The organism is Phycicoccus avicenniae (genome assembly GCF_050496545.1).
Classification (GTDB): Bacteria; Actinomycetota; Actinomycetes; order Actinomycetales; family Dermatophilaceae; genus Phycicoccus; species Phycicoccus avicenniae_A.
On sequence record NZ_JBNVZV010000029.1, the window covers coordinates 22,159 to 45,217 of the forward strand.

Annotated in this window: 24 protein-coding genes; 12 read left to right on the forward strand and 12 right to left on the reverse strand. The window is 74.0% G+C overall.

Annotation, left to right across the window (positions count from 1 at the left end; genetic code table 11):
- Positions 1 to 38: 38 nt before the first annotated feature.
- Positions 39 to 605, reverse strand: coding sequence for a 1-acyl-sn-glycerol-3-phosphate acyltransferase (locus ACQZ2A_RS18640; RefSeq protein WP_430214045.1), 567 nt, complete (start codon positions 603 to 605; stop codon positions 39 to 41).
- Between the two features lie 235 nt (positions 606 to 840).
- Here ACQZ2A_RS18640 and ACQZ2A_RS18645 point away from each other — a divergent pair, with 235 nt between their 5' ends.
- Positions 841 to 2,427 carry an HNH endonuclease signature motif containing protein gene (locus ACQZ2A_RS18645; RefSeq protein ID WP_430214047.1) on the forward strand — a complete coding sequence of 529 codons (1,587 nt, stop codon included), beginning with the start codon at positions 841 to 843 and terminating at the stop codon, positions 2,425 to 2,427.
- Between the two features lie 124 nt (positions 2,428 to 2,551).
- Here ACQZ2A_RS18645 and ACQZ2A_RS18650 read toward each other — a convergent pair whose 3' ends face one another.
- The 6 genes from ACQZ2A_RS18650 to ACQZ2A_RS18675 all read right to left on the reverse strand — a co-directional run bounded on the left by ACQZ2A_RS18650 (position 2,552) and on the right by ACQZ2A_RS18675 (position 9,790).
- Complete coding sequence (locus tag ACQZ2A_RS18650; RefSeq protein ID WP_430214049.1) at positions 2,552 to 2,830, reverse strand: hypothetical protein; 279 nt, start codon at positions 2,828 to 2,830, stop codon at positions 2,552 to 2,554.
- A gap of 73 nt (positions 2,831 to 2,903) precedes the next feature.
- The gene (locus ACQZ2A_RS18655; protein ID WP_430214051.1) at positions 2,904 to 3,161 is read right to left on the reverse strand and encodes a formate dehydrogenase subunit delta; all 258 of its coding nucleotides are present in this window, start codon (positions 3,159 to 3,161) and stop codon (positions 2,904 to 2,906) included.
- Positions 3,158 to 6,004, reverse strand: a complete 2,847-nt coding sequence (fdhF, locus tag ACQZ2A_RS18660; protein ID WP_430214052.1) for a formate dehydrogenase subunit alpha — start codon at positions 6,002 to 6,004, stop codon at positions 3,158 to 3,160. Before fdhF ends, ACQZ2A_RS18655 begins: the two co-directional genes overlap by 4 nt.
- Positions 6,001 to 7,581, reverse strand: coding sequence for a formate dehydrogenase beta subunit (locus tag ACQZ2A_RS18665; protein WP_430214053.1), 1,581 nt, complete (start codon positions 7,579 to 7,581; stop codon positions 6,001 to 6,003). Before ACQZ2A_RS18665 ends, fdhF begins: the two co-directional genes overlap by 4 nt.
- The gene (locus ACQZ2A_RS18670; RefSeq protein WP_430214054.1) at positions 7,578 to 8,093 is read right to left on the reverse strand and encodes an NAD(P)H-dependent oxidoreductase subunit E; all 516 of its coding nucleotides are present in this window, start codon (positions 8,091 to 8,093) and stop codon (positions 7,578 to 7,580) included. The genes ACQZ2A_RS18665 and ACQZ2A_RS18670 overlap by 4 nt, the downstream gene beginning before the upstream one ends.
- 104 nt (positions 8,094 to 8,197) lie before the next feature.
- Positions 8,198 to 9,790 carry an alkaline phosphatase D family protein gene (locus ACQZ2A_RS18675; RefSeq protein WP_430214055.1) on the reverse strand — a complete coding sequence of 531 codons (1,593 nt, stop codon included), beginning with the start codon at positions 9,788 to 9,790 and terminating at the stop codon, positions 8,198 to 8,200.
- A gap of 376 nt (positions 9,791 to 10,166) precedes the next feature.
- Here ACQZ2A_RS18675 and rpsO point away from each other — a divergent pair, with 376 nt between their 5' ends.
- From rpsO to ACQZ2A_RS18695, 4 genes are all read left to right on the forward strand, one after another.
- The gene (gene rpsO, locus ACQZ2A_RS18680) at positions 10,167 to 10,436 is read left to right on the forward strand and encodes a 30S ribosomal protein S15 (RefSeq protein ID WP_166121129.1); all 270 of its coding nucleotides are present in this window, start codon (positions 10,167 to 10,169) and stop codon (positions 10,434 to 10,436) included.
- Positions 10,437 to 10,629: 193 nt separating this feature from the next.
- On the forward strand, positions 10,630 to 13,038 hold the full coding sequence (locus tag ACQZ2A_RS18685) for a polyribonucleotide nucleotidyltransferase (protein ID WP_430214056.1): 2,409 nt from the start codon (positions 10,630 to 10,632) through the stop codon (positions 13,036 to 13,038).
- A 197-nt stretch (positions 13,039 to 13,235) separates the two neighbouring features.
- Entirely contained in the window at positions 13,236 to 14,912 is a 1,677-nt protein-coding gene (locus ACQZ2A_RS18690; RefSeq protein ID WP_430214057.1) for a hypothetical protein, read from the forward strand.
- Positions 14,912 to 15,322: a hypothetical protein gene (locus tag ACQZ2A_RS18695; RefSeq protein WP_430214059.1), complete on the forward strand. Its 411-nt coding sequence runs from the start codon at positions 14,912 to 14,914 to the stop codon at positions 15,320 to 15,322. Before ACQZ2A_RS18690 ends, ACQZ2A_RS18695 begins: the two co-directional genes overlap by 1 nt.
- Before the next feature lie 63 nt (positions 15,323 to 15,385).
- Here the strand turns inward: ACQZ2A_RS18695 and ACQZ2A_RS18700 are convergent, their stop codons facing one another.
- The gene (locus ACQZ2A_RS18700) at positions 15,386 to 15,520 is read right to left on the reverse strand and encodes a hypothetical protein (protein ID WP_430214061.1); all 135 of its coding nucleotides are present in this window, start codon (positions 15,518 to 15,520) and stop codon (positions 15,386 to 15,388) included.
- 177 nt (positions 15,521 to 15,697) lie between these two features.
- Between ACQZ2A_RS18700 and ACQZ2A_RS18705 the strand changes: the two genes are divergently transcribed.
- From ACQZ2A_RS18705 to ACQZ2A_RS18735, 7 genes are read left to right on the forward strand one after another with little or no spacing between them, the layout of a single operon-like run.
- On the forward strand, positions 15,698 to 16,435 hold the full coding sequence (locus ACQZ2A_RS18705) for a YbaB/EbfC family nucleoid-associated protein (protein ID WP_430214063.1): 738 nt from the start codon (positions 15,698 to 15,700) through the stop codon (positions 16,433 to 16,435).
- Positions 16,436 to 16,466: 31 nt separating this feature from the next.
- The gene (locus ACQZ2A_RS18710; protein ID WP_430214065.1) at positions 16,467 to 16,787 is read left to right on the forward strand and encodes a hypothetical protein; all 321 of its coding nucleotides are present in this window, start codon (positions 16,467 to 16,469) and stop codon (positions 16,785 to 16,787) included.
- Positions 16,788 to 16,797: 10 nt separating this feature from the next.
- Positions 16,798 to 17,511 (forward strand): hypothetical protein, encoded by a 714-nt coding sequence (locus tag ACQZ2A_RS18715; protein WP_430214067.1) that lies wholly within the window; start codon positions 16,798 to 16,800, stop codon positions 17,509 to 17,511.
- Positions 17,511 to 17,918 (forward strand): hypothetical protein, encoded by a 408-nt coding sequence (locus ACQZ2A_RS18720; RefSeq protein ID WP_430214068.1) that lies wholly within the window; start codon positions 17,511 to 17,513, stop codon positions 17,916 to 17,918. The genes ACQZ2A_RS18715 and ACQZ2A_RS18720 overlap by 1 nt, the downstream gene beginning before the upstream one ends.
- Before the next feature lie 51 nt (positions 17,919 to 17,969).
- Positions 17,970 to 18,716 carry a 4-hydroxy-tetrahydrodipicolinate reductase gene (dapB, locus tag ACQZ2A_RS18725; RefSeq protein ID WP_430214069.1) on the forward strand — a complete coding sequence of 249 codons (747 nt, stop codon included), beginning with the start codon at positions 17,970 to 17,972 and terminating at the stop codon, positions 18,714 to 18,716.
- Positions 18,713 to 19,948, forward strand: a complete 1,236-nt coding sequence (cobA, locus tag ACQZ2A_RS18730; RefSeq protein WP_430214071.1) for a uroporphyrinogen-III C-methyltransferase — start codon at positions 18,713 to 18,715, stop codon at positions 19,946 to 19,948. Before dapB ends, cobA begins: the two co-directional genes overlap by 4 nt.
- The gene (locus ACQZ2A_RS18735) at positions 19,941 to 20,636 is read left to right on the forward strand and encodes a sirohydrochlorin chelatase (protein ID WP_430214073.1); all 696 of its coding nucleotides are present in this window, start codon (positions 19,941 to 19,943) and stop codon (positions 20,634 to 20,636) included. Before cobA ends, ACQZ2A_RS18735 begins: the two co-directional genes overlap by 8 nt.
- Before the next feature lie 5 nt (positions 20,637 to 20,641).
- On the opposite strand, the gene ACQZ2A_RS18740 is transcribed toward ACQZ2A_RS18735, so the two are convergent.
- Genes ACQZ2A_RS18740 through ACQZ2A_RS18755 form a run of 4 tightly spaced genes read right to left on the reverse strand, consistent with a single transcriptional unit; the run spans position 20,642 to position 23,032 of the window.
- The gene (locus ACQZ2A_RS18740; protein ID WP_430214074.1) at positions 20,642 to 20,956 is read right to left on the reverse strand and encodes an AzlD domain-containing protein; all 315 of its coding nucleotides are present in this window, start codon (positions 20,954 to 20,956) and stop codon (positions 20,642 to 20,644) included.
- Complete coding sequence (locus ACQZ2A_RS18745) at positions 20,953 to 21,699, reverse strand: AzlC family ABC transporter permease (RefSeq protein WP_430214075.1); 747 nt, start codon at positions 21,697 to 21,699, stop codon at positions 20,953 to 20,955. Before ACQZ2A_RS18745 ends, ACQZ2A_RS18740 begins: the two co-directional genes overlap by 4 nt.
- Positions 21,696 to 22,301, reverse strand: coding sequence for an N-acetyltransferase family protein (locus tag ACQZ2A_RS18750; RefSeq protein ID WP_430214077.1), 606 nt, complete (start codon positions 22,299 to 22,301; stop codon positions 21,696 to 21,698). Before ACQZ2A_RS18750 ends, ACQZ2A_RS18745 begins: the two co-directional genes overlap by 4 nt.
- On the reverse strand, positions 22,301 to 23,032 hold the full coding sequence (locus tag ACQZ2A_RS18755; RefSeq protein ID WP_430214079.1) for an enoyl-CoA hydratase-related protein: 732 nt from the start codon (positions 23,030 to 23,032) through the stop codon (positions 22,301 to 22,303). Before ACQZ2A_RS18755 ends, ACQZ2A_RS18750 begins: the two co-directional genes overlap by 1 nt.
- Positions 23,033 to 23,059: the final 27 nt, after the last annotated feature.

The window sequence follows — 23,059 nt, forward strand, 5'->3', positions numbered from 1 at the left end:
CCGTGACATCCGGTACCCCGTGGTGTATGTCGTGCCGCTTAGGGCGCGCGGTCCTCCTCGCGCAGCCGCGGCTCGGTGCGCCGGTCGGGATGGATGCCGCGCTTGTCGCGGTAGAAGGCGCGGACGAGGTCCATGTCGTGGCGGACGTCGGCGGTCGCGGTGATGGTCGGGCCGAAGCCGGCGGTGCGGGTCGGGCCGTCGATGAAGGCCAGCGCGATGGGCAGCTTCGTCGTGCGGGCGATGCGCCAGAAGCCGGACTTCCAGTACTCGCCCTTCTCGCGGGTTCCCTCGGCGGCGAGGATGAGGAGGAACGGCTCGCCGCTGCGGGCCTCGCGCACCAGCTCGCGGACGACCTCGCCGGGGTGCTCGCGGTCGAGGGGGATGCCGCCGAGGCGGTGCAGCAGCCAGCCGAGCGGCCCGCGGAACATCTCCTTCTTGACGAGCACACGGGGCGTGACGTCGCCGCGCCACATGACGAGCAGCATCATCACGAAGTCCCAGTTGGACGTGTGCGGGGCGCCGACGAGGATGCCGCTGCGCGGCACGTCGCCGACGGCGGTCCAGCGGGAGGCGCGCAGGACGGCCTTGGCGAGGGCGACGCGCATCGGGTGTCCTCCTCGGGGACGGGGGTGGTGAGGTCACCGTACGGGGATGGTGGTCGGGGGTGCGAGGGGTGGTCGTGGGGGCGGGCTCCAGGATGGGTGGGACGGGTGGTGCGGGGTGGTTCGGATGTGGTCGCGGCGACTGCAATTCTGTTGTCAGACAGTGGTTTCGGGTCGTTTGGGCTCTTGTCGGTGTCGGCGGGGTGGAGTAGGATGAGGGGACAGGGAGGGGGCCTCGATGGGCACCAGCGCAGCAGCCGCGGAGGGCGCGACGGACGCCGTCGAGCGCGCCGTGCTCGCGCTCGACGCGGCGGTGCACGGGCCCCGGGGGAGCCGGTCCCGGGAGGAGTGGCTGTCGCTCGTCGGTCGCTGCCAGTCGCTCGTCAACCGGCTCGTGGCGGTGCAGGACGTCGCGGTCGCCGCCGCGGCGCGCTTCGAGGGTGTGTGGGACGAGGACGGCAGCCTGGGCACCGTCGAGCACGGTCCCGGCCGGGTGGCGCTCGACGCCGCCGACCTCGTCGCCCCGGAGCTCGGGGCCTCGCACGACCAGGCGCAGCGCCGGGTCGAGGCGGCGGTGCGCCGCACCGGCTTCGAGCCCGTCCCGGTCGAGGTGGCGGAGCGTCCCCGGCCGACAGGCCTGGGTGCGCTCCACGACGCGATGCGCACCGGCCGTCTCGACGCGTACCGGGCCGATGTCGTCGCCCACGAGCTGCTCGAGGCCCCTGCACCGGTGGCCGAGGCCGTGCTCGCCGCCCTCGAGCCCCACCTCGACGTCGAGCCCGCGGCCGCCCTGCGCCGCCGGACGCGGCGCATCCTCGGGCGCATCTCGCCGGACCTTCTCCGGCAGCGTGCGCAGCGGGCCCGGCGCGGGACCGGGCTCCGGCGCTGGGTCGCCGAGCCGGGGGTCGACGCCTGGTACGGCACCTTCCCGTTCGAGCAGTCGGCCGCGGCCTGGTCCGCCATCGACCGCCTCGCACGGCAGTACGTCACCGACGGGACGAGCAGCACCATCGAGCAGGCACGTGGGCGGGCGCTCACCGACCTCGTCGTCCAGCACGTCGACCTGCGCGTCAAGCTCGTGCTCACCACGCCCGTCGACGCCTCGTCCGTTCCCGTTCCGGCCCGGCCCGCCTCCGTGGCGGTCGCCGGGCGCGCCGACGACCTCGTCCAGGTCCACGGCGCGCGCCCCACCGAGCCGGTGCTCGTCGAGCGGGGCTGGCTCCAGCGGATGGCCGCCGCCAGGACCACGGAGGTCGTCACCCGCCCGTGCGACGCGCGCACCGGCGCGCTCCTCGACCCGGCCGGCACCCTCGCTCGCGATGCCTACCGGCCCACCGAGGCGCTCATCCTCCTCGTCACGGCCCGCGACGGCCGGTGCCGCTTCCCGGGATGCTCGGTGGCCGCCCGCTTCTGCGACGTCGACCACGTCCGGCCCTGGCCGCTCGGCCCGACTTCCGCGGCCAACCTGATCTGCCTTTGCCGCCGGCACCACCGCATCAAGCAGTCACCGGGGTGGTGGGTCCGACTCCGCCCGGACGGCATCGTGGAGTGGAGGGACCCCGCAGGACGCACGCGCACGACGGAACCTCTCGACGCTCTCGAGCATGTTGTATTGCCCGCGGAACCCGACGATCCGTCGACGACGGAGGATGCGCAGGCCGCCCGGTCGCGCGCCGAACTGCCGAGCGTCCTCGAAGAGGCGTGCGAGCGTCGACTCGAGGAGCACGACGTCATGGTCCGGCAGCGATGCACCCTCGCCGTGCGCGCGCCGGCCACCCGCCGACATCGCATCACCGCCCAGGACGCCGGGCCTCCACCCTTCTGAGCGACCGCCCGAGGGTCGGACCGATGGTGCGCGCAACCGCGTCACATCGCCGCCGAGTCTGTCGCGCGGACATCTGCGGGAGGGTGCGGGCTCTGGATCTACGGGATCTGGAGGCAGCCGCCGCTCAATGCCGTTCCTCGTCCGTGCGATCGGCGTCTTCGTCCGGGCGCGCGGCTTCCTCGTGCTGGTCGCCCTCGTGCTTCTTCGGCTCGACCTTGAGGAAGTCGTGGATCATCGTCCCGGTCTGCTCGTAGGGGTTGACGGTCACCACATTGCCCGGCGACAGGTCGCCGAGGAGGCGATCCCAGGTACCTCGGTGGGTTCGTCGGTACTCATCGAAAGCGTTGGGTACCTCAGGTTCGGCCGGCGCCTTCGCCTTCTTCCGCGGCTCTTTTCCACTCACGCTCGCAACGCTAGACCTGGGGTGGCGCGGTCGAGACTGAAGCTGCGTAGTGACGCGGCCCGTGACGGGACAGTCAGCCGCCGGAGGGTTCGCGGACCTCGTCGCGGTCGATGTCGCCGTCGACGAGGTCCTCGGCTGCCCGCACGAGGAGCGGGTGCAGGTCGGTGTCGCCGCGGCGGATCCGCGCCAGCAGCTCGTGGCGCATCCGCGGCTCCCAGAACTTCTTGATGTGGGTCGCCAGCTCCTCGGCCGCCTTCTCCGGGGGGAGCGCCTCGAAGTTGCGGACGAGGTCGTGCCCGAGCCGGACGACCGCAGGCGTGTCGCCGCTCACCGGCGCCTCGCCATCGCGCCGGCGGGCATCGGGGCGGTCGACGCCTCCGGTGCCTCGCCCGCTTCGGCCCGTGAGGCCTCGGTGGCCACGTGCACCTGGACGGCCGTGACCTTGTACTCGGGGCAGTTCGTGGCCCAGTCCGAGTTCTCGGTGGTGACGACGTTCGCGCCGGTGACGGGGTGGTGGAACGTCGTGTAGACGACGCCGGCCGGCATCCGCTCCGAGACGAGCGCCGTGAGCCGAGTGGCCCCGACGCGTGAGGACAGCTCGACGACGTCGCCGTCCTTGATGCCGCGCAGCTCGGCGTCGGAGGGGTGGATCTCGAGGACGTCCTCGGGGTGCCACGTCGAGTTCGGCGTCCGGCGGGTCTGCGCGCCGACGTTGTACTGCGACAGGATGCGGCCCGTCGTCAGCACGAGCGGGAAGCGGCGGTTCGCGCGCTCGGTGGTCGGCACGTACACGGTCGTCGTCAGCTGGCCGAGCCCGCGGACGAACGAGCCGACGTGCATCGTCGGCGTGCCGTGCGGTGCGGCGTCGGTGACCGGCCACTGCAGCGAGCCCTCGGCGTCGAGCCGCGCGAACGAGACACCGGCGAACGTCGGTGTGGTGGCGGCGATCTCGTCCATGATCTGCGACGGCGACTCGTACGACATCGGGTAGCCCATCGCCGTCGCGATGTCGGCGACGACCTGCCACTCGTCCCGCCCGACGCGCGTCGGCATCACCGGGCGCACCCGGTTGATGCGGCGCTCGGCGTTCGTGAACGTGCCGTCCTTCTCGAGGAACGACGTGCCCGGCAGGAAGACGTGGGCGAAGCGCGCCGTCTCGTTGAGGAACAGATCCTGGACGACGACGAGCTCCATCGCCCGCAGCGCCGCCTCGACGTGCTGGGTGTTCGGGTCGGACTGCGCGATGTCCTCGCCCTGCACGTACAGCCCGAGGAACGAGCCGCCGATCGCGGAGTCGAACATGTTCGGGATGCGCAGTCCCGGCTCGGGCTGGATGGTGACGCCCCACAGCGACTCGTAGATCTCGCGGACCTCGGGGCGCGACACGTGCCGGTACCCCGGCAGCTCGTGCGGGAAGGAGCCCATGTCGCACGAGCCCTGCACGTTGTTCTGCCCGCGCAGCGGGTTGACGCCCACGCCCTCGCGCCCGAGGTTGCCGGTGAGCATCGCGAGGTTGGCCATCCCCATGACCATCGTCGAACCTTGGCTGTGCTCGGTGACCCCGAGCCCGTAGTAGATGCCCGCGTTCGGCGCGGTGGCGTACAGCCTTGCGGCAGAACGCAGGTCGGCAGCCGGGATGCCCGTCTCCTCCTCCATCGCCTCGGGGGAGTGCTCCGGGTGCGCGATGAACTCGAGGTAGCCCTCGACGTCCTCGCAGCGCTCGCGCAGGAACGCCTCGTCGTGCAGACCCTCCGTGACGATGACGTGCGCCATCGCGTTGACGAAGGCGACGTTCGTGCCCGGCCGCACCGGCAGGTGGTGCGCCGCCTCGACGTGCGGCGAGCGCACGAGGTCGATGCGGCGGGGGTCGGCGACGATGATCTGCGCGCCCGCCCGCAGCCGCTTCTTCATCCGCGACGCGAACACCGGGTGCGCGTCCGTGGGGTTGGCGCCGATGAGCAGGATGACGTCGCACTGCTCGACGGAGCGGAAGTCCTGGGTACCCGCCGAGGTGCCGAACGCGTGGTTGAGGCCGTACCCGGTGGGGGAGTGGCAGACCCGCGCGCAGGTGTCGACGTTGTTGTTGCCGAACGCCGCCCGCACCATCTTCTGGACGACGTAGACCTCCTCGTTCGTGCACCGCGAGGATGAGATGCCGCCGATCGATCCGACGCCGTGCTTGTCCTGGATGGCCCGGAAGCCCTCTGCGACACGGGCGATGGCCTCGTCCCACGACACGACCCGCCACTCGTCGTCGATGGTGTCGCGGACCATCGGCTCCATCTGCCGGTCGTCGTGGCTGGCGTACCCGTACGCGAAGCGGCCCTTGACGCACGAGTGGCCCTCGTTGGCGCCGCCGTCCTTCCACGGCGTCATCCGCACGACGCGGGTGTCCTCGCCGGTGCCTTGGACCTCGGCCTTGAACGAGCAGCCGACGCCGCAGTACGCGCACGTCGTGACGACCGAGCGGGTCGGCATCCCGAGCTGGACGACGGAGCGCTCGGTGAGGGCGTCGGTGGGGCAGGCCTGCACGCACGCGCCGCACGAGACGCACTCGGAGGAGAGGAAGTCGGTGCCACCGGGGCTGATCCGTGAGTCGAACCCACGTCCCTCGACGGTCAGCGCGAACGTTCCCTGCGTCTCGGAGCAGGCGCGCACGCAGCGCGAGCAGACGATGCACGCCGCGGGGTCGTAGTCGAAGTACGGGTTCGTGTGGTCGGTGGTGTCGGCGAGGTGGTTCGCGCCGTCGAGGCCGTACCTGACCTCGGCCACGCCGGTCTCCTGGGCGAGCCGCTGCATCTCGCAGTTGCCCCGCGCGCAGCCGTCGCAGTCGGTGGGGTGGTCGGAGAGGTAGAGCTCCATCACGTTGCGGCGCAGGTCCTTCACCTGCTCGGTCTGCGTGCTGACCACCATCCCGTCCGAGCACGGCGTGGTGCACGACGCCGGCGTCCCCTTGCCGCCCTCGACCTCGACGAGGCAGAGGCGGCACGACCCGAAGGCCTTGAGCGAGTCGGTGGCGCACAGCTTCGGCACCGCGATGCCGGCCTCGGCGGCGGCGCGCATCACGGACGTCCCCGCGGGCACGGTGACCGAGCGGCCGTCGATGGTGACGGTGGCGCTCTCCTCGGACGCCACCCTCGGTGTGCCGTAGTCGGTCTCGTCGATGATCGTCATGGCCGTGCTCCTCCGGGGGTGCTCGTGGCTGACTCGGGCATGTCGTCGGTGACGGCGTCGGCGAGCGCGGGCTCGACGCCGAAGTCCTCGGGGAAGTGCTCGAGCGCGCTGCGCACGGGCATCGGCGTCAGGCCGCCCATCGCGCACAGCGAGCCCTTGGTCATCGTCGTGCAGAGGTCGTCGAGCAGGACGAGGTTCGCCTCGCGCTGCGTCCCGGCGCGGATGCGGTCGATGACCTCGACTCCGCGGGTCGAGCCGACGCGGCACGGCGTGCACTTGCCGCAGGACTCCTTGGCGCAGAACTCCATCGCGAAGCGCGCCATCGCTCCGGCGTCCATCGACTCGTCGAACACGACGATGCCGCCGTGCCCGACCATCGCGTCGGCGGCGGCGAAGGCCTCGTAGTCCATCGGCAGGTCGAACTTGCTCGGCGGGAGGTACGCGCCGAGCGGACCACCGACCTGGACCGCCTTGACCGGGCGACCCGACGCCGTGCCGCCGCCGTAGTCCTCGACGAGCTCGCGCAGGCTGATGCCGAAGTCCGCCTCCACGATGCCGCCGTGCGCGACGTTGCCGCCGAGCTGGAACACCTGCGTGCCGCGGCTGCGCCCGGTGCCGAGCGCCGCGTACGCCGCACCGCCGTCGGCCAGCACCATCGGGACGGCCGAGAGGGTGAGCACGTTGTTGACGACCGTCGGCCGCCCGAACAGGCCCTGGAGCGCGGGGATGGGCGGCTTGGCCCGCACCTCGCCGCGCTTGCCCTCGAGCGAGTCGAGCATCGAGGTCTCCTCGCCGCAGATGTAGGCGCCGGCGCCCACCCGCACGTCGAGGTCGAACCGGTGGCCGCTGCCGAGCACCGACCCGCCGAGCACGCCGTGCGCGTAGGCGATGTCGATGGCGCGGCGCAGGGTGCGGATGGCGTGCGGGTACTCCGAGCGGAGGTAGACGAACCCCTCGGTGGCTCCGACGGCGACCGCGGCGATCGTCATCCCCTCGATGAGGGTGAAGGGGTCGCCCTCGATGAGCATGCGGTCGGCGAAGGTGCCGGAGTCGCCCTCGTCGGCGTTGCAGCAGACGAACTTCACGTCGGCAGAGGCCTTGCGGACCGTGTCCCACTTGATGCCCGCAGGGAAGCCGGCGCCGCCGCGACCGCGCAGCCCGGACTCGGTGACCTCGGCGACGACCTGCTCGCCGGTGAGGGAGAGCGCCCGCTCGAGGCCGGCGAGGCCGCCGTGAGCCCGGTAGGCCGCGATGTCGGTGGGCTCGATGACGCCGACGCGCGTGAACGACACGCGGTGCTGACGAGCCAGCCACGGGTGCTCGTCGACGACGCCGATGCAGCGGTCGGTGCCGTCGAGACCACCGGTGAGGAGGGCCTCGACATCGGACGGCTCGACGTTCGCGTAGCCCACACGGCCATCGTCGGTCTCGACCTCGACGAGCGGCTCGAGCCAGAGCATCCCGCGCGAGCCGTTGCGGCGCACCGTGGCCCCGGCGGCCACGAGGGCCTCGGCGACCGCGTCGGCCCCGACCGAGACCGCCGCGGCGTCGCAGGGGACCCAGACGACGGGGCTCATCGGGCCCACTCCTCGGTGAGGGCGTCGAGCCGGTCCGGGGTGAGCCGGGCGTGGAGCGCGCCGTCGAGGGTGCCCGACGGCCCGAGCGCGCAGTTGCCGAGGCAGAAGACCTCGCCGACCTCGACCTCGGTGGAGCCTGCCCAGCGGTCGGCGGCCGCGGCGTACGTGGCCTCGGCGCCGCGGGCCTGGCAGGCCTCGGCGCGGCACAGGGCGACGCGGTGCGCGGCCGGGGGAGTGCGGCGGAAGTCGTGGTAGAAGCTGACGACGCCCAGGACGTCGGCGCGGCTGAGGTTGAGGACCTCGGCGATGACCGGTACGTCGTCGTCGTGGACGTAGCCGTGGGACTCGACGACCTCGTGGAGGATCGGCAGCAACGGGCCGCGGACGCCGGACAGCTCCTCGGCGATCGAGCGCACGGACGCCGCGCGCTCCGCATCGGCCGGGGCGGGGGCGGGAGCGGGGCTGGGTCCTCGCTGGCGCACGGGGGTCCACCTCTCTGTGGTGCCGGTCACGTCCCAGCAGCGTACGACGGACCCGCCGGTAGCAGCAGGGGTCGGCGGGGCGAGTCCGCCGTCCGGGCAGGCCGGCGCCTTTCCACCCCGGCAACTCCCGCGCGTCAGACCCGCTGCGCCCCCGGGCGCCCGGACTCCACGACGAAGGACGCGAGGGTCTCGACGCCGGCGCCCGGACGGGTCACCGCCCCGACCATCCGCAGGTCGGTCCGCCACTCCTTCCGGGTCACCGTGTGCAGCTGGTAGCCGCGGCGGTCGCCGTCGAAGAACCGGATGTGCGGGTTGAAGCCGATCATCGGGCCGTAGTAGGGGCCGTAGACCGGGCCGTCGCCGTTGGTCGTCACCGACGTGCCGACGAACTCGGTCGCCACCACCGGCGAGGACGGCCGGTCGAAGTCGAGCCGGATGTCGTTGACGAACGTCGAGTGCCAGTCGCCCGTGAGGACGACCGGGTTCGGCACGCGGGCCTCGTGCAGCACGCGGGTCACGCGGTTGCGGGCCGCCGGGAAGCCGTCCCAGGCGTCGTGCCAGAGGCGGGCGCCCGGCGTGGCCTCGTGCTCGAGGCGCGCCATCATCACGTTGTTGCCGAGGACCGTCCAGTGCGCCCGGCTCGCGCGCAGCCGGCCGGCGAGCCAGCGTTCCTGCTGCCGGCCGAGCATCGTCACCGACGGGTCGTAGGCCGCCGGGGTGGCCGGCGCCTCGCCCCACCCGCCGGGCGGGACGTCGCGGTGCTGGCGGCCGTCGAGGATGCTCAGCGAGACCAGCCGCCCGAAGTCCAAACCGCGGTGCAGCCGCAGCCCGCCGTCCGGGCGCGGGATGGACGCCGCGCGCAGCGGCTGGTGCTCGTAGTACGCCTGGTACGCGGCGGCCCGCAGCGCGCTGATGTCGCCCTCGTACTGCGAGCGCGTCCCGGCGTAGTCGTTCTGCACCTCGTGGTCGTCCCACGTCACCGCGAACGGCGCGGCCGCGTGCGCCGCCTGCAGGTGCTCGTCCGTCTTGTACAGCGAGTACCGGTACCTCCACTGGTCCAGCGTGCGCGGGGCGGGTTGGGCGGTGGCGGGCACCGGTGTGCCGCGCACGCCACCGAGCGGGTCGATCCCGCCCTCGTAGACGTAGTCGCCGAGGTGCAGGACGAGGTCGGGCTCGTCCTCGACGAGGTGCCGGTACGCCGTGTAGAAGCCGTCGTTGTACGCCTGGCAGCTGACCGAGGCCAGGGTCATCCGGGACAGGGGCGCTCCGGCGGCCGGCGCGGTGCGCGTCCGGCCGGTGGGGGAGACGTGGTGGCGGTAGCGGAAGCGGTACCAGTACTCGCGACCGGCCCGCAGCCCGTGCACCTCCACGTGCACGCTGTGCGCCAGCGAGCGGGGCGCCCGGGCGACGCCCGAGGCGACGCACCGGCGCAGGCCGGGGTCGGCGAAGACCTGCCACTCGACGCCGACGTCGTGCGCCGGCACGCCGCCGCCCGGCACGAAGGGGTCGGGGGCCAGGCGGGTCCACAGCACGACACCATCCGGCGCCGGGTCTCCGGAGGCCACGCCGAGCACGAACGGGTAGCCGATCTCGGGGCGTGGTGTGGCCGACGCGTCGGCGAGCGGGACCGTCGCCGCGGCTGCGGTGCCGGCCAGCGCGCCGACGAGGCCGAGGAAGCGGCGGCGGTCGACGTCGTGGGACGTGTTCGGGGTACGGGGAGCGCTCACAGGCCGGACGCTAGGCCTGCCGGGACGTCCGGTGGGCGACCCGCACGCGGCAACCCGGTGAACGGTCGGTCTACCGAGCGTCCGGGTGCGCTCCCCTCCGGATGCACGCGCGACCGCCCCGGACGCCCCGGTGCGCGCCCGGCTCGGGTCCACCTCGCCGGGTGGCGGCGAGAAGTCACCGCCATCCGGCGAAACGGACCAGAGCCGGCGACCCGGCCCAGAGCGGGGACGCGGGTGCCCCGGCGCCGATTAGGGCCGCGGTACCCCCGCTGGTAACCTTGCTCACTGCCGTCAGATCGGCCGCGGATCCACAGAGCCCCGGTGAACCAGCCCGGGAGCGCCGCGCAGCAGAAACCAGAACAGGAGTCGTCGCCCCATGCCGCTGAGCACCGACGTCAAGAAGCAGATCATGACCGAGTACGCCACGACCGAGGGCGACACCGGTTCCCCCGAGGTGCAGGTCGCGCTGCTCACCCAGCGCATCAAGGACCTCACCGAGCACAGCCGCCAGCACAAGCACGACCACCACTCCCGTCGTGGCCTGCTCCTGCTCGTCGGCCGCCGTCGCCGGCTGCTCCGCTACCTGGAGAGCATCGACGTCGAGCGCTACCGCTCGCTCATCAAGCGCCTCGGTCTGCGTCGTTGAGACTTCCGAGAGGGCGGTCCCCGCACACGTGTGCAGGGGCCGCCCTTCTCGCATGAGTGGGCCCGTCCCGCTCGGAAGAACCCACAATTGAACATGGTCACGACCGGCGCCGTCCTCTGCGGCGCCGCCTGAAGGACACACCCGCGCACAACGACGATGCGCGTGCGTGAATGACACGAGAGAAGGAGGCCCCGTGGAGGGTCCCGAGATCACCGCCACCGAAGCCGTCATCGACAACGGCAGCTTCGGTACCCGCACCGTCCGGTTCGAGACCGGACGCCTGGCCAAGCAGGCCGGAGGCGCTGTTGCCGCCTACCTGGACGAGGACACGATGCTCCTCTCCACCACCACCGCCGGGAAGCACCCGCGCGAGGGGTTCGACTTCTTCCCCCTGACCGTCGACGTCGAGGAGCGGATGTACGCCGCGGGCAAGATCCCCGGCTCGTTCTTCCGCCGTGAGGGCCGCCCCTCCACCGACGCGATCCTCACCTGCCGCCTCATCGACCGCCCGCTGCGCCCGACCTTCACCAAGGGTCTGCGCAACGAGGTCCAGGTCGTCATCACGGTGCTGTCGCTCAACCCCGACCACCAGTACGACGTGCTCGCCATCAACGCGGCCAGCGCCTCGACGCAGATCTCCGGCCTGCCGTTCAGCGGCCCGATCGGTGCCGTCCGCGTCAGCCTCATCGACGGCCAGTGGGTCGCCTTCCCGAACTTCAGCGACATCGAGCGCTCGACCTTCGACATGGTCGTCGCCGGCCGCGTCGCGGGCGACGACGTCGCGATCATGATGGTCGAGGCCGAGTCCACCGAGCACACCTGGGACCTCGTGAAGACCCTGGGCAAGCAGGCGCCGACCGAGGAGGTCGTCGCCGAGGGCCTCGAGGCCTCGAAGGGCTTCATCCGGACCCTGTGCGACGCGCAGGCCGAGCTCGCCCGCACCGCCGCCAAGCCGGTGCAGGAGTTCCCGGTCTTCCTCGACTACGAGGACGACGCCTACGCCGCGGTCGAGCAGGCCACCACCGCCGACCTCACCGCCGCCCTGCAGATCGCGGGCAAGCAGGAGCGCGAGGAGCGCATCGACGAGATCAAGGAGTCGATGAAGGGCTCGCTCGCCGGCCAGTTCGAGGGCCGCGACAAGGAGCTCTCGGCCGCGTACCGCTCGGTGCAGAAGAAGCTCATCCGCGAGCGCATCCTGCGCGACAAGGTCCGCATCGACGGCCGTGGCCTCGCCGACATCCGCGCCCTGAGCGCCGAGGTCGAGGTCCTGCCGCGCGTGCACGGCTCGGCGATCTTCGAGCGCGGCGAGACCCAGATCATGGGTGTCACCACGCTCAACATGCTCCGGATGGAGCAGCAGCTCGACACCCTCTCGCCGGTGACGCGCAAGCGCTACATGCACAACTACAACTTCCCGCCCTACTCGACCGGTGAGACCGGCCGCGTCGGGTCGCCGAAGCGCCGCGAGATCGGCCACGGGGCGCTCGCCGAGCGGGCCCTCATGCCGGTCCTGCCGACCCGCGAGGAGTTCCCCTACGCGATCCGCCAGGTGTCCGAGGCCCTCGGCTCCAACGGCTCGACCTCGATGGGCTCGGTCTGCGCGTCCACCCTCGCCCTGCTGAACGCCGGTGTGCCGCTGCGCGCCCCGGTCGCCGGCATCGCGATGGGTCTGGTCTCCGCGGAGGTCGACGGTGAGACGCAGTACGCCGCGCTCACCGACATCCTCGGCGCCGAGGACGCCTTCGGCGACATGGACTTCAAGGTCGCCGGCACCCGCGAGTTCGTCACCGCCATCCAGCTCGACACCAAGCTCGACGGCATCCCCGCCGACGTGCTGGCCGGCGCGCTGACCCAGGCCCGGGACGCCCGCTTCCACATCCTCGACGTCATGAACGAGGCCATCGACGCCCCCGACGAGATGAGCCCCTACGCTCCTCGCGTCATCAGCGTCACGGTCCCGGTCGACAAGATCGGCGAGGTCATCGGCCCCAAGGGCAAGATGATCAACCAGATCCAGGACGACACCGGCGCCCAGATCTCGATCGAGGACGACGGCACCATCTACATCGGTGCCACCGACGGCCCGTCGGCGGAGGCGGCCCGCGCGGCCATCAACGCCATCGCCAACCCGCAGATGCCGGAGATCGGCGAGCGCTTCCTCGGGACCGTCGTGAAGACGACGACCTTCGGCGCGTTCATCTCGCTGCTGCCCGGCAAGGACGGCCTGCTGCACATCTCCGAGGTGCGCAAGCTGGTCGGCGGCAAGCGGATCGACGCGGTCGAGGACGTCCTTGGCGTCGGCCAGAAGATCCAGGTCGAGCTCAAGGAGATCGACCCGCGCGGCAAGCTGAGCCTGGCCGCCGTCATCGCCGAGGGCGAGGGCGGGTCCGACGACGCGCCGGCCGCCCCCGCCGCCGCGGCGCCGGTCGAGGCCGATGACGCGGACGACGACGCGGACGGTGACGAGTCCGGCGAGGCGCACGAGGGTGGTGACGAGCGCGGCGACCGCCCGCGCCGCAACCGCCGTCGTCGTGGCGGCCGTGGCCGTGGCGAGCGTTCGGACGAGGGTTCCTCCACCGAGGACGCCCCCAGCGAGGCCTGAGCCCCACCGGGGCCGCGCCCGCGCCGCCCCACCCACCGGAGCCCCGGTGCACCCCACGGTGCGCCGGGCCTCCGGTGCGTCCGGGCCGGGTTGTCCACAGGGTCGGGGCCGACCGTCCGCGGGCACCCCTCCCGGTCCGCTAGGTTGTGGGCCGCCGGTCGAGGGGGCCGGCTCTCACACCCGGGGGTCTGTCCATCGTGCGTGTCCTGTCCGTCCTGCTCGTCGTCGTCGGCCTGCTGCTCTCCGCGGCCGGTGGCACGGCCGCCGCCGTCGTCGGCTCCGACGACGTCCTCGAGACGCCGACGAGCCGCGTCGACGTCGGGGACGCGGCCGCCGTCACCACCGCAGCGGGCCTCTTCGCCTTCCGCGGGGCCACGATGCACCTCACGGCGTCCTCACCCGACGGGCCGGTCTTCGTCGGCCGCGCCCACCCCGTCGACGTCGCCGACTGGGTCGGCGCCGCGCCCCGGTGGGTCATCACCCGGGTCGACCAGGACGGCGTGGCCGGCGAGGGTGTCCCCGGCGGCAAGGACGCGAAGGCCCCCGCCGCGGTCGCCGACCTCGACCTCTGGGTCGACACCGACACCGGCCCGAAGGCGTCCACCCTCGCGGTGCGCCTCGACGGCTCGCCGACCCAGGTGGTCGTCGTGCCGCCCGAGGGCTCCTCGACGCTCGACCTGCGGATGGGCCTGGCCGTCCCCGGGGCCTTCGCCACCGCGCTGGCCCTGCTCGCCACGGGGCTGCTCATGCTCGTCGTCGGTGTGCTGCTCGTCGTCCGTCGTCGTCGCCGGGTCCGGGCGGGTGCCACGCCGACCGCCGGCGACCCCGCGCAGACCGGTGCCATCACCTCGGCGCCCGTGGACGCCCCCGCCACCACCGGGACCCGCCTGCGCGTCGCGGCCGTCGCGCTCGTGGTCCCGACCCTGCTGGCCGGGTGCTCCTGGGTCCCCGAGCAGGCGACGGCCTGGGACCCGGCGACGGTGACCAGGCCCGCGATGACCGGCGCCGACCTCGACCGGATGCTGGCCGGCTACGACGAGCGCAACAACGCCGCCATCGCGACGACGAGCCGCACCAAGGACCCCAAGGCCTGGCTGGCCGTCGACGACGAGCTCGTCCTCGAGGGTGACCAGTTCTCCACCCTGGCCGCCAAGGTCACCAAGGCGAAGGCGTCGACGACCACCCTGGCTCACACCGCGAAGGCGCTCTACGCGCCCGAGCTGCACGAGTACCCGCTGTACGCCGTGGCGGCGGTCGAGGTGAAGCGCACCGACAAGGCGGCCACCGGCGACGCGGCGAAGCCGGCGACCGACATCGACGTCTGGACCCGCCGCTCGGTCTCGGAGCCGTGGCGGATGGCGGCGACCGTCGGGCTGCCGGAGAAGGTCACCGCGCCGAAGGCGCTGGCCCCGGGAGCCGCGAGCACTGCGACGGCCGCCGACCGTGCCGCCGCCGTGAAGGCCGCCGAACGGGTCCGCACCTACCTCGGCGGCGGCAAGGCCACCGGCCTGACGGTCGACCGGTTCCTCCCCGACCTGCGGGCCGGCGCCTCCATCCGCAACGCCAAGGGCGTCACGCACCGCCTCGACGCGCGGTGGGCCAACGACGCGGAGGACCAGGCCTCGGCCACCGGCTCGGTCCGGACGGCACGGACCGGTGACGGCACGCTGGCCGTGGTGAGCCTGCTCGCCCGCGAGACCTTCGCCGTCGGCTCGGGCTCGACCCTGCACTGGGACGAGCCCTACGGCACGGTCCTGGGTCAGAGCGGGGACCGGCCCTCGCTCTCGCGCGACCTCGGGGTGACGGTCGTGCTGCTCGTGCCGGCCAAGGGCGCGGCGCGGGTGCTCTCCTCGGAGTGGACGACGCTCGGCTGATGGTCGGCTCGACGGCGGCACGGTGCCGGCTACGGGCGCTCGGCACGCTCGTCGGGCTGGTCGCCACGGTCGCCGTGGGGATGGTCGCCCGCTCGCTCAGCGGCACCACCTGGCACTCGGCGGCCGTGACGGTGCTCGTGGGGCTCGCGGTGGCCTCGGCGCTGGTGCTGCTCGTCGGCCACCTCCGCCTCGCGACCGGCACCGACGCCCTCGGCCGGGGTCTCCTCGCCGGGGGCCTGGCCGGGGCGCTGGTCGCCGCCGTGGGACTCGTCGTCCTCGGCGCCCTCGCCCTGCTCGTCCCCGACGACCCCGCCGCCTCGGCGATCACGACGTGGTGCACGGCCCTCGCCGGCTCGGGCGCGGTGCTGCTCGGTGCCCAGGGCCGGGCGCAGGCGCGGCCGTCGGCCTGAGTCCGTGGACACACGACGACGGGCCCCGCACCGAGATGGTGCGGGGCCCGTCGTGGTGCGCGGTCAGGCCGCGGTCGTCGTGCGGAGCGGGTGCGGCGCGCTCCAACGCATCTCCATGCGGGTACGCCCGTCGGCGTCCACCACCGGCACCCAGCGCATCCTGAGACCGGTGCGGCTGGTCGTCTCGACCTTCTTCATCCCGGGCTCCTCTCGGTCTCGTTCACCTGTTGTTCACCTCAGGGTACGCCACTGCGGCTCGTCAGGTGAACAGAAGGTGAACGATGGGCGGGTCGGGCGCCGGGGACCTCTCCCCATTGCCGCCTGCACGACCCCCCGACAGACTGGGCGCTCGGGACGACGAGAGGGGTGGGGACGATGGCGGAGGACATCCGCGAGGAGCTCTACGAGCTGCGCGAGCGCAACGACCGGGAGATCCAGGCGCTGGAGTCCGTCCGGCCGGAGCCGGTCGAGCGGGAGGGCAGCGACGGCCGCGGGGTCGTCACGGTGCGGGTCGGTCCGGAGGGGCAGGTCCGCGACGTGCGCGTCGCCCACGACTGGCGCACGAGCACCGACGAGGCCGCCCTGCCCGGCGCGATCATCGACGCGCTGACGCGGGCCCAGGCCGGCGCGGCCGAGGAGTTCCTCACCGGCGTCGAGGAGCTCGAGGGCCGCGAGCTGCCCCCGGCCCGCCCGATGCCGATGCCGCAGGACAGCGGCGAGGTCTTCGGCCGCACCGAGCCGGTCACCCCGGCCGAGGCCGAGCGCATCATCGGCGACCTGTGGGCCGAGGTCGAGCAGGCGATGGCGAGCATGGAGGCCTCGCTCGACGGGTTCAACGCCCGCACGGGGTCGGCCCGTAGCGCCGACGGCGAGGTCGTCGTCGAGATCGGCGCCGGGGGAGAGGTCACCCGCCTCGACCTCGAGCCGCGCTGGCTGGCCCGGGCCCACGCGGCCAACATCGGCCGGCTCGTCACCGCGACCCTCCACGAGGCGCAGTCCTCGGTGCTCGAGGGCCTCACCGACGTCGCCGACACCGTGCGCTCCGCCCAGGAGGCCATGCAGCGCGTCGGTGACCCGTACACCCTGAGCCGCCGGTTCGGGCTGACCCCGTGACCGCCCCCGCACCCACCACCCGGAGGACGACATGAGCTACGAGGTCGAGCGCGAGGCGCTCATCACCGCCGCCGGCACCTGGCAGTCGGCCGAGGGCGAGATGCGCACCGCGCAGTCCACGGCCCGTTCCATCAGCGTGACCACCATCGACGCCTCGATCGTCGCCGAGGTCGTCGGGTTCACCTCGACCTACGCCGAGGTCCGTGACCGCGTCGCCGACCTGCTCGGCGAGGCCGCCGAGGCGATGAAGCTCGTCGACGACACGCTCAAGGACATCGAGAAGCAGTACCGCCGCGACGACGACGCCGCGCTGGCCGCCATCGGGGACGCCTGGTCCCCGACGAACCCGTGAGGAACCGACCATGAGCCCCGAAGAGCTGATGGAGAAGATCCGCGAGAAGTACGAGGAGTTCCAGCGCAAGATGGGCGAGCTCCTCGAGAAGTTCAACGACCTGGTCGCCAAGATCGGCCGGTTCTTCGGGTGGGCCGCCGAGAAGGCCGTCGACCTCTGGAACCACTTCGTCGTCCCGCTGTGGCAGAAGGCCACCGACTGGTTCTCCGAGCACTGGAACGTCTTCGGTGCCCCGTGGCTGCTGTACTCCGACGCGACGACGTGGCGCCAGGACGTCGGCGGCTACGTGACGAAGTGGTCCGGCACGGTGACCCGGGAGACCGCGGACGTCGACATCTACTGGAAGGGCACCTCCTCGGACCGGTACGTCAAGCGCGCCACCGAGCAGGCCACCGCCCTCAAGGCGGTCGGTCCGGTCGCCGAGAAGATCGCCGGGGCGCTCGATGCCGTCGCGCTCGCCGTCATCGTCTGGTGGGGCTCGATCGTCACCGCGGTCGTCGGGCTCATCGGCGGCATCGCCGTGGCCGCGGCCTCGACGGCCACCGGGCCCGGTGCCGTCGTCGGCATCCCGCTCGGCGTCAAGGTCGCGATCTCGGTGTTCGTCGGCGCGCTGCTCGTCGGGACCGGCATCCTCACCGCCACCTGCGCGGTCCAGAAGGGCAACGTCAACGGGGCGCTGACCGACCTGTCGGCCTTCCCCGGTGGCGCCTGGCCCACGTTCTGATGGCCGAGGTCTCCGGGCGCCCGGCCCTCCCTCGTCGTGTCGCGCTGCTCGTCGGGGGCAGCACCGTGCTCGAGGTCGTCATCGCCGTGTTCCTCCTGCTGATGGCCGCCCTGACCGTCGCCGCCACGGGACGGGCGCTCATCGCGGGCGGTGTCGCCGCCGGCCTCGCCGCGCTCGCCCTGCTCGCGCTCGGGCGGTCCGTCCGGGCCGACGCCGCCGGGCCGGGGGCCGCGGCCTGGGCGTGCCGGCTGCTGCCGGTGCTCGCCGCGGCCGTCGTGGTCGTGCCGGCCTCGGTCGGATGGCTCTCCTGGCTCGCGGTGCCCCTCGTCGTCTTCGCCGCCGCCCCGGCGTCCGTCATGGGGGTCGTCGTCCCGACGCTCGTCCGGGACGCCGCCCGGACGTCCTGAGCACCGGTCCGCGCCGCGGGCCCGCCGGGCGCCCGCACTAGAGTTCGGCGCATGGATGCGCTGAGGGTGTCGGTCGTCGGGGCCGGCGGGCGGATGGGGGCCACGGTGTGCGCCGCCGTCGAGTCCGCCGACGACCTCGAGCTCGTCGGCCGCTACGACGCCGGCGACGACCTCGGCGACCTCGGCGGCGCCGACGTGGTGGTCGAGTTCTCGGTGCCGGACGCCTCCCCGGCCAACGTCGCGCACTGTGTCGAGCGGGGCGTGCACGTGGTGGTCGGGACGACCGGGTGGAGCGAGGAGCGCCTCGACGACCTGCGTAAGCGGCTCGAGGACGCCCCCGGTGTCGGGGTGCTGGTCGCGCCCAACTTCGCGGTCGGGGCCGTGCTGCTGATGGAGCTCGCCCGGCGCGCCGCCCCCTTCTTCGAGTCGGTCGAGGTCGTCGAGCTCCACCACCCCGACAAGGTCGATGCCCCGTCCGGCACGGCGGCCCGCACCGCCGACCTCATCGGTGCCGCGCGCGACGCGGCCGGGTGCGACCCCGTCCCCGACGCGACGACCCACGACCCCGACGGCGCCCGCGGTGCGCGGGTCCACGGCGTGCCCGTGCACTCGGTGCGGCTGCGCGGCCTCGTCGCCCACCAGGAGGTCCTGCTCGGCGGCCCCGGCGAGATGCTCACCCTCCGCCACGACAGCTTCGACCGCGTCTCGTTCATGTCCGGGGTGCTGGCCGCGGTCCGCCGGGTCGGCGACCGGCCGGGCCTGACCGTCGGCCTCGAGCACTACCTCGACCTCGGGTGAGCACGCTCGTCGGTCTCGACCTCTCCGGGCGGCGCGTGGTCGTCGTCGGGGCCGGACCGGTCGGGGTCCGCCGGACCCGCCGGTTCGTCGACGACGGTGCGCACGTCGTCCTCGTCGACCCCTCCCCGTCCGCCGAGGCCCGGCGGATGGCCTCGCACGGCGACGTCGAGCTCGTCGAGCGGCCGGTCGAGCAGGCCGACGTCGACGACGCGTGGCTCGTCGTCGCCGCGACCGACGACCGATCGGTCAACGCACGCGTCTCCGCCTGGTGCGAGGAGCGGCGCACGTGGTGCGTCGACGCCTCCGACGGCGCGGCCGGCTCGGCCCGGGTGGCCGCCTCGAGCACCCACGGCGACCTGCGCGTCGGCGTCGTGGGCACCGGGGCGCCGGACCCGCGTCGGGTCGCCTCGGTGCGCGACGCGCTCGGCGCCCACGTCGAGTCCGGCGCGGTCGACCTGCGACGCCGGCGCCCGGGGGAGGGACGCGTCGTGCTGGTCGGCAGCGGTCCGGGCGACGCCGGACTCGTGACGACCGCGGGGCGCGAGGCCCTGGCCACCGCCGACGTCGTCGTCACCGACCGGCTCGGCGCCACCGGGCTCCTCGACCAGCTGCCCGCCGACGTCGAGGTGGTCGACGTCGGCAAGAGCCCCACCAACCACCCCGTGCCGCAGGCCGACATCAACCGTCTGCTCGTCGAGCGGGCCCGGGCCGGGCAGACCGTCGTGCGGTTCAAGGGCGGGGACCCGTACGTCTTCGGCCGCGGCGGCGAGGAGGTGCACGCCTGCCGGGCGGCGGGGGTGCCCGTCGAGGTGGTCCCGGGCATCACCTCCGCGTTCTCGGTGCCGGCGCTGGCCGGCATCCCGGTGACCCAGCGAGGAGTCGCCACCTCGGTCCTGGTGACCTCCGGGCACGCCGGCGCGGACCCCGCGATGCTCGGGGCGCTGGCCGCGGGCGCCACCGTGGTGCTCCTCATGGCCGTCTCGGCACTGCCGGGCATCTGCGCGGACGCGCTCGGGCACGGGGTGCCGGGTGACCTCCCGGTGGCCGTAGTCGAGCGCGGCACCACGGCGCGCGAACGGGTCACCTTCGCGACCGTCGCCACCGCCGCCGAGGTGGTCGCCGCCGCCGGTGTGCGCCCGCCCGCGGTCGTCGTGATCGGCCGGGTCGCGGCGCAGGACTTCCTCGACGACCCGGTGTGCGCCACCGCCGCCCCCGCCGCGACCGATGGCTGAGCCGCCGGTCCTCGTGGCGTGCGGCCACGGGACGCGCGACCCCGCCGGACGCGAGGCGGTGGCCGCGCTGGTCCGCGAGGTCGCCGCGGCCCTGCCGCAGGTCGAGGTCCGTGAGGCCTACGTCGACGTGCACGGGCCCGAGGTCGGCGCCGTGGTCGCCTCCCTGCCGCGCCGACCGGATGGTGCCCGCGCCGGCGTCGTCGTGCCGCTGCTGCTCGCCGCGGGGTTCCACGTCCGCGTCGACCTCGCCGAGGCCGTGCGCGAGCGACCGGACGTTGTCGTGGCCCCCGCGCTCGGACCAGACGACCTGCTGGTCGACGTCCTCGTCGACCGGCTCGACGGGGTGCTGCGCCCCACCGACGTCGTCGTCCTCGCCCCGGCCGGCTCGAGCGACGAACGCGCACAGGCGGACTCGTACGAGATGGCCACCCGGCTCGGGGAGCGACTCGGGCGGGAGGTCGCGCTCGGGTACGCGGCCGGGCCGACGCCCGCGGTGGCGCAGGCGGTCGCCGACACGCGTGCGGCCGGCGCGGGGCGGGTCGTCGTCGCCTCCTACCTGCTGGCCCCCGGCTTCTTCCAGGGGCGCCTCGGCGAGGCCGGCGCCGACGCCGTGACCGGGCCGTTGCTACCGGATCCCCGGCTCGTCGAGCTGGTGCTCGCCCGCTACCGGGCGGCGCTGGGGGAGTAGGCGGCTCAGCCCCAGCCCACGGCCCGCAGCACGCCGGCGGTCAGCGCGGCGCCGGCGACGACGACGAGGAAGTTCGCCCGGAGCAGGAGCAGGCCGACGGCCACCACCAGCGCTGCGGCCCGCGCATCGAGGACGAGCGCGCCGCCGTCACCGACCACCGTCTGCACCGCGACGAGGGCGGAGAGGAGTGCGACGGGCAGCAGCGCGATGACCCGCGAGCGGCGCTCGCCCTCGACCCACGTCGCCGGCACGAGGTACCCCGCCAGCTTGAGGGCGTAGGCGGCCGCGCAGGCCAGCAGCACGGTCGTCCAGGTCGTCATGGCACCGGGTCCGAACCGGGCAGCTCACCGGGGCGAGACGTCGGGGGGGACTCGTGCCGCCCGCCGCGCCGCAGCCCGACGGCGAGGGCCGCCAGGGCCGCGAGGATGACCGGCACGCCCGGCGGGAGGACGGGGCTCGTCAGCAGCGCGACGAACGCGGCGAGGACGGCGGTGGCGGCGGCGTCACCGCTGCGCAGCCGCGGCCAGAGCAGCGCGGCGAACGCCGCGGCCGCCGCCGCGTCGAGCCCGTAGGTCCGCGGGTCGCCGAGGGCGTTGCCGACGAGCGCGCCGACCAGCGTCATGATGTTCCAGCCGACGAACACGGCGATGCCGGTGAGCCAGAACCCGATCCGCTGGGCGGGCGGCTCGGGCTGGCCGACCCCGACGGCGGTCGACTCGTCGATGGTCAGCTGCGCCGCCGCCAGCCGGCGCAGCCCGCTCACCCCGAGGAAGCGGGAGGTCTGCAGCGCGTAGAGGCCGTTGCGCACGCCGAGCAGGGTCGAGGTGGCGACGGCCGCCGCGCCGCTGCCCCCCGCGCCGAGCACCCCGACGACGGCGAACTGCGATCCGCCGCTGAAGAGGAGGAGGGAGAGGGCCTGGGTCTGCAGGACGGACAGCCCGGAGGCGACGGAGAGCGCGCCGAACGAGATGCCGTACGCGCCGGTGGCGGCACCGACCGAGAGGGCCTGGCGGCGCACCGCGCGGCGCCGGTCCTCAGCGAGGTCGGGGTCGCCGGCGCTCATCCCTCGTCCGGGTCGTCGATGCGGGCCAGCACCCGCACCTCGCGCATCGTGTCGCCGTCGGGGGAGACGACGCGCTCGCGGTGGGCGCCGTCGGGGCCGAACCCGGAGGCGACGAGGAACGCGCGGGTGTCCTCGGCGTCGGCGGGCAGCCACGCCGTGATCGCCTCGGCGCCGGCCTCGCGCACGACGTCGACGGCCGCGTTGAGCAGCCGCGACCCGTGCCCCTGCCGGCGCGCCGCCGGGTGGACCGCGAGCAGGGTCACCTCGGCCCACGCCGGCTCGGCATCGGGGTCCTGGGCCGGCCCGACGGCCACCGCACCGATCACCTGCTCGCCGGCGCACGCCACGAGGAGGCGGTGCACCCCCTCGGGCGGGGAGGCCAGGCTCTCGCGCCAGCCCTTGGCGAAGGCCTCGGGGACGAAGAGCGCCAGCACGTCGTCGGGGAGGCGACCGGCGTAGGCCTCGCGGAAGACGGTGGCCTGCACCGTCCCGACGGCGGGCGCGTCGTTGGGGCGGGCGCGCCGGACGCTGGCGTCGGCGGTGGGGCCCGGGCCGTGCTCGTGGGGGTGGTCGTGCTCGCCCTCGTGGACGTGGTCGCTCATCAGTGCCCCCGGAAGGTCGGCTCGCGGCGCTCGGTGAAGGCGGCCCGCCCCTCGGCGAGGTCCTCGCTGGCCCACGCGCGCGCGAACGCCGCCTCGTAGCGGCCGAGCCCCGCCTCGTCGTCGTGGCGCGTGCCGAGGCCGACCTTCGAGCCGGCCTGCGTGAGGGGGGCCAGGCGCGCCGCCGCGGTGGCCAGGGCCAAGGCGTCGTCGAGCCCGCCGCGCTGCTGGGCGAACCCGAGCCGCCAGGCGTCGTCGGCGTCGAGCACCGCGGCGGTGAGGACGAGGTGGCGGGCCGCACCCTCGCCCCAGCAGCGCGCGAGCCGGTCGAGGGTCCAGTGGTCGACCATCAGCCCGAGTCGGGCGACGGGCACCCCGAAGCGGGCGGTGCCGCCGACGACCCGCACGTCGCAGGCCAGCGCGAGCTGCATGCCCAGACCCATGCAGGCGCCCTCGACCGCGGCGACGGTGGTGACGGGGACCGCGGCGAGGTGCTCGAGGACCTCGGCGAGGCGCTGCGTGAACGAGACGTCCTCGAGCTCGACGAGGTCGGCGCCGGCGCTGAAGTGACCCCCGGCGCCGGTGAGGACGAGCGCGCGCGCACCGGAGTCGAGGGCCTCGACCACCGCCGCGTGCAGCTCCTCGAGGGCCTCGAGGTCCAGCGCGTTGCGGCGCGCGGGACGGTCGAGGGTCAGGACGGCGACCTGGTCGGCGAGGGAGGCGTGGACGGGCACGCTCCCGACCCTACCGAGCGCCCGCGC

Bases quoted from the DNA above. Each gene is read 5' to 3' on its own strand.
- ACQZ2A_RS18640 (WP_430214045.1), bottom strand. From the start codon at position 605: ATGCGCGTCGCCCTCGCCAAGGCCGTCCTGCGCGCCTCCCGCTGGACC.
- ACQZ2A_RS18645 (WP_430214047.1), top strand. From the start codon at position 841: ATGGGCACCAGCGCAGCAGCCGCGGAGGGCGCGACGGACGCCGTCGAG.
- fdhF (WP_430214052.1), bottom strand. From the start codon at position 6,004: ATGACGATCATCGACGAGACCGACTACGGCACACCGAGGGTGGCGTCC.
- ACQZ2A_RS18665 (WP_430214053.1), bottom strand. From the start codon at position 7,581: ATGAGCCCCGTCGTCTGGGTCCCCTGCGACGCCGCGGCGGTCTCGGTC.
- rpsO (WP_166121129.1), top strand. From the start codon at position 10,167: ATGCCGCTGAGCACCGACGTCAAGAAGCAGATCATGACCGAGTACGCC.
- ACQZ2A_RS18695 (WP_430214059.1), top strand. From the start codon at position 14,912: ATGGTCGGCTCGACGGCGGCACGGTGCCGGCTACGGGCGCTCGGCACG.
- ACQZ2A_RS18700 (WP_430214061.1), bottom strand. From the start codon at position 15,520: ATGAAGAAGGTCGAGACGACCAGCCGCACCGGTCTCAGGATGCGCTGG.
- ACQZ2A_RS18705 (WP_430214063.1), top strand. From the start codon at position 15,698: ATGGCGGAGGACATCCGCGAGGAGCTCTACGAGCTGCGCGAGCGCAAC.
- ACQZ2A_RS18710 (WP_430214065.1), top strand. From the start codon at position 16,467: ATGAGCTACGAGGTCGAGCGCGAGGCGCTCATCACCGCCGCCGGCACC.
- ACQZ2A_RS18715 (WP_430214067.1), top strand. From the start codon at position 16,798: ATGAGCCCCGAAGAGCTGATGGAGAAGATCCGCGAGAAGTACGAGGAG.
- ACQZ2A_RS18720 (WP_430214068.1), top strand. From the start codon at position 17,511: ATGGCCGAGGTCTCCGGGCGCCCGGCCCTCCCTCGTCGTGTCGCGCTG.
- dapB (WP_430214069.1), top strand. From the start codon at position 17,970: ATGGATGCGCTGAGGGTGTCGGTCGTCGGGGCCGGCGGGCGGATGGGG.
- ACQZ2A_RS18735 (WP_430214073.1), top strand. From the start codon at position 19,941: ATGGCTGAGCCGCCGGTCCTCGTGGCGTGCGGCCACGGGACGCGCGAC.
- ACQZ2A_RS18740 (WP_430214074.1), bottom strand. From the start codon at position 20,956: ATGACGACCTGGACGACCGTGCTGCTGGCCTGCGCGGCCGCCTACGCC.
- ACQZ2A_RS18745 (WP_430214075.1), bottom strand. From the start codon at position 21,699: ATGAGCGCCGGCGACCCCGACCTCGCTGAGGACCGGCGCCGCGCGGTG.
- ACQZ2A_RS18750 (WP_430214077.1), bottom strand. From the start codon at position 22,301: ATGAGCGACCACGTCCACGAGGGCGAGCACGACCACCCCCACGAGCAC.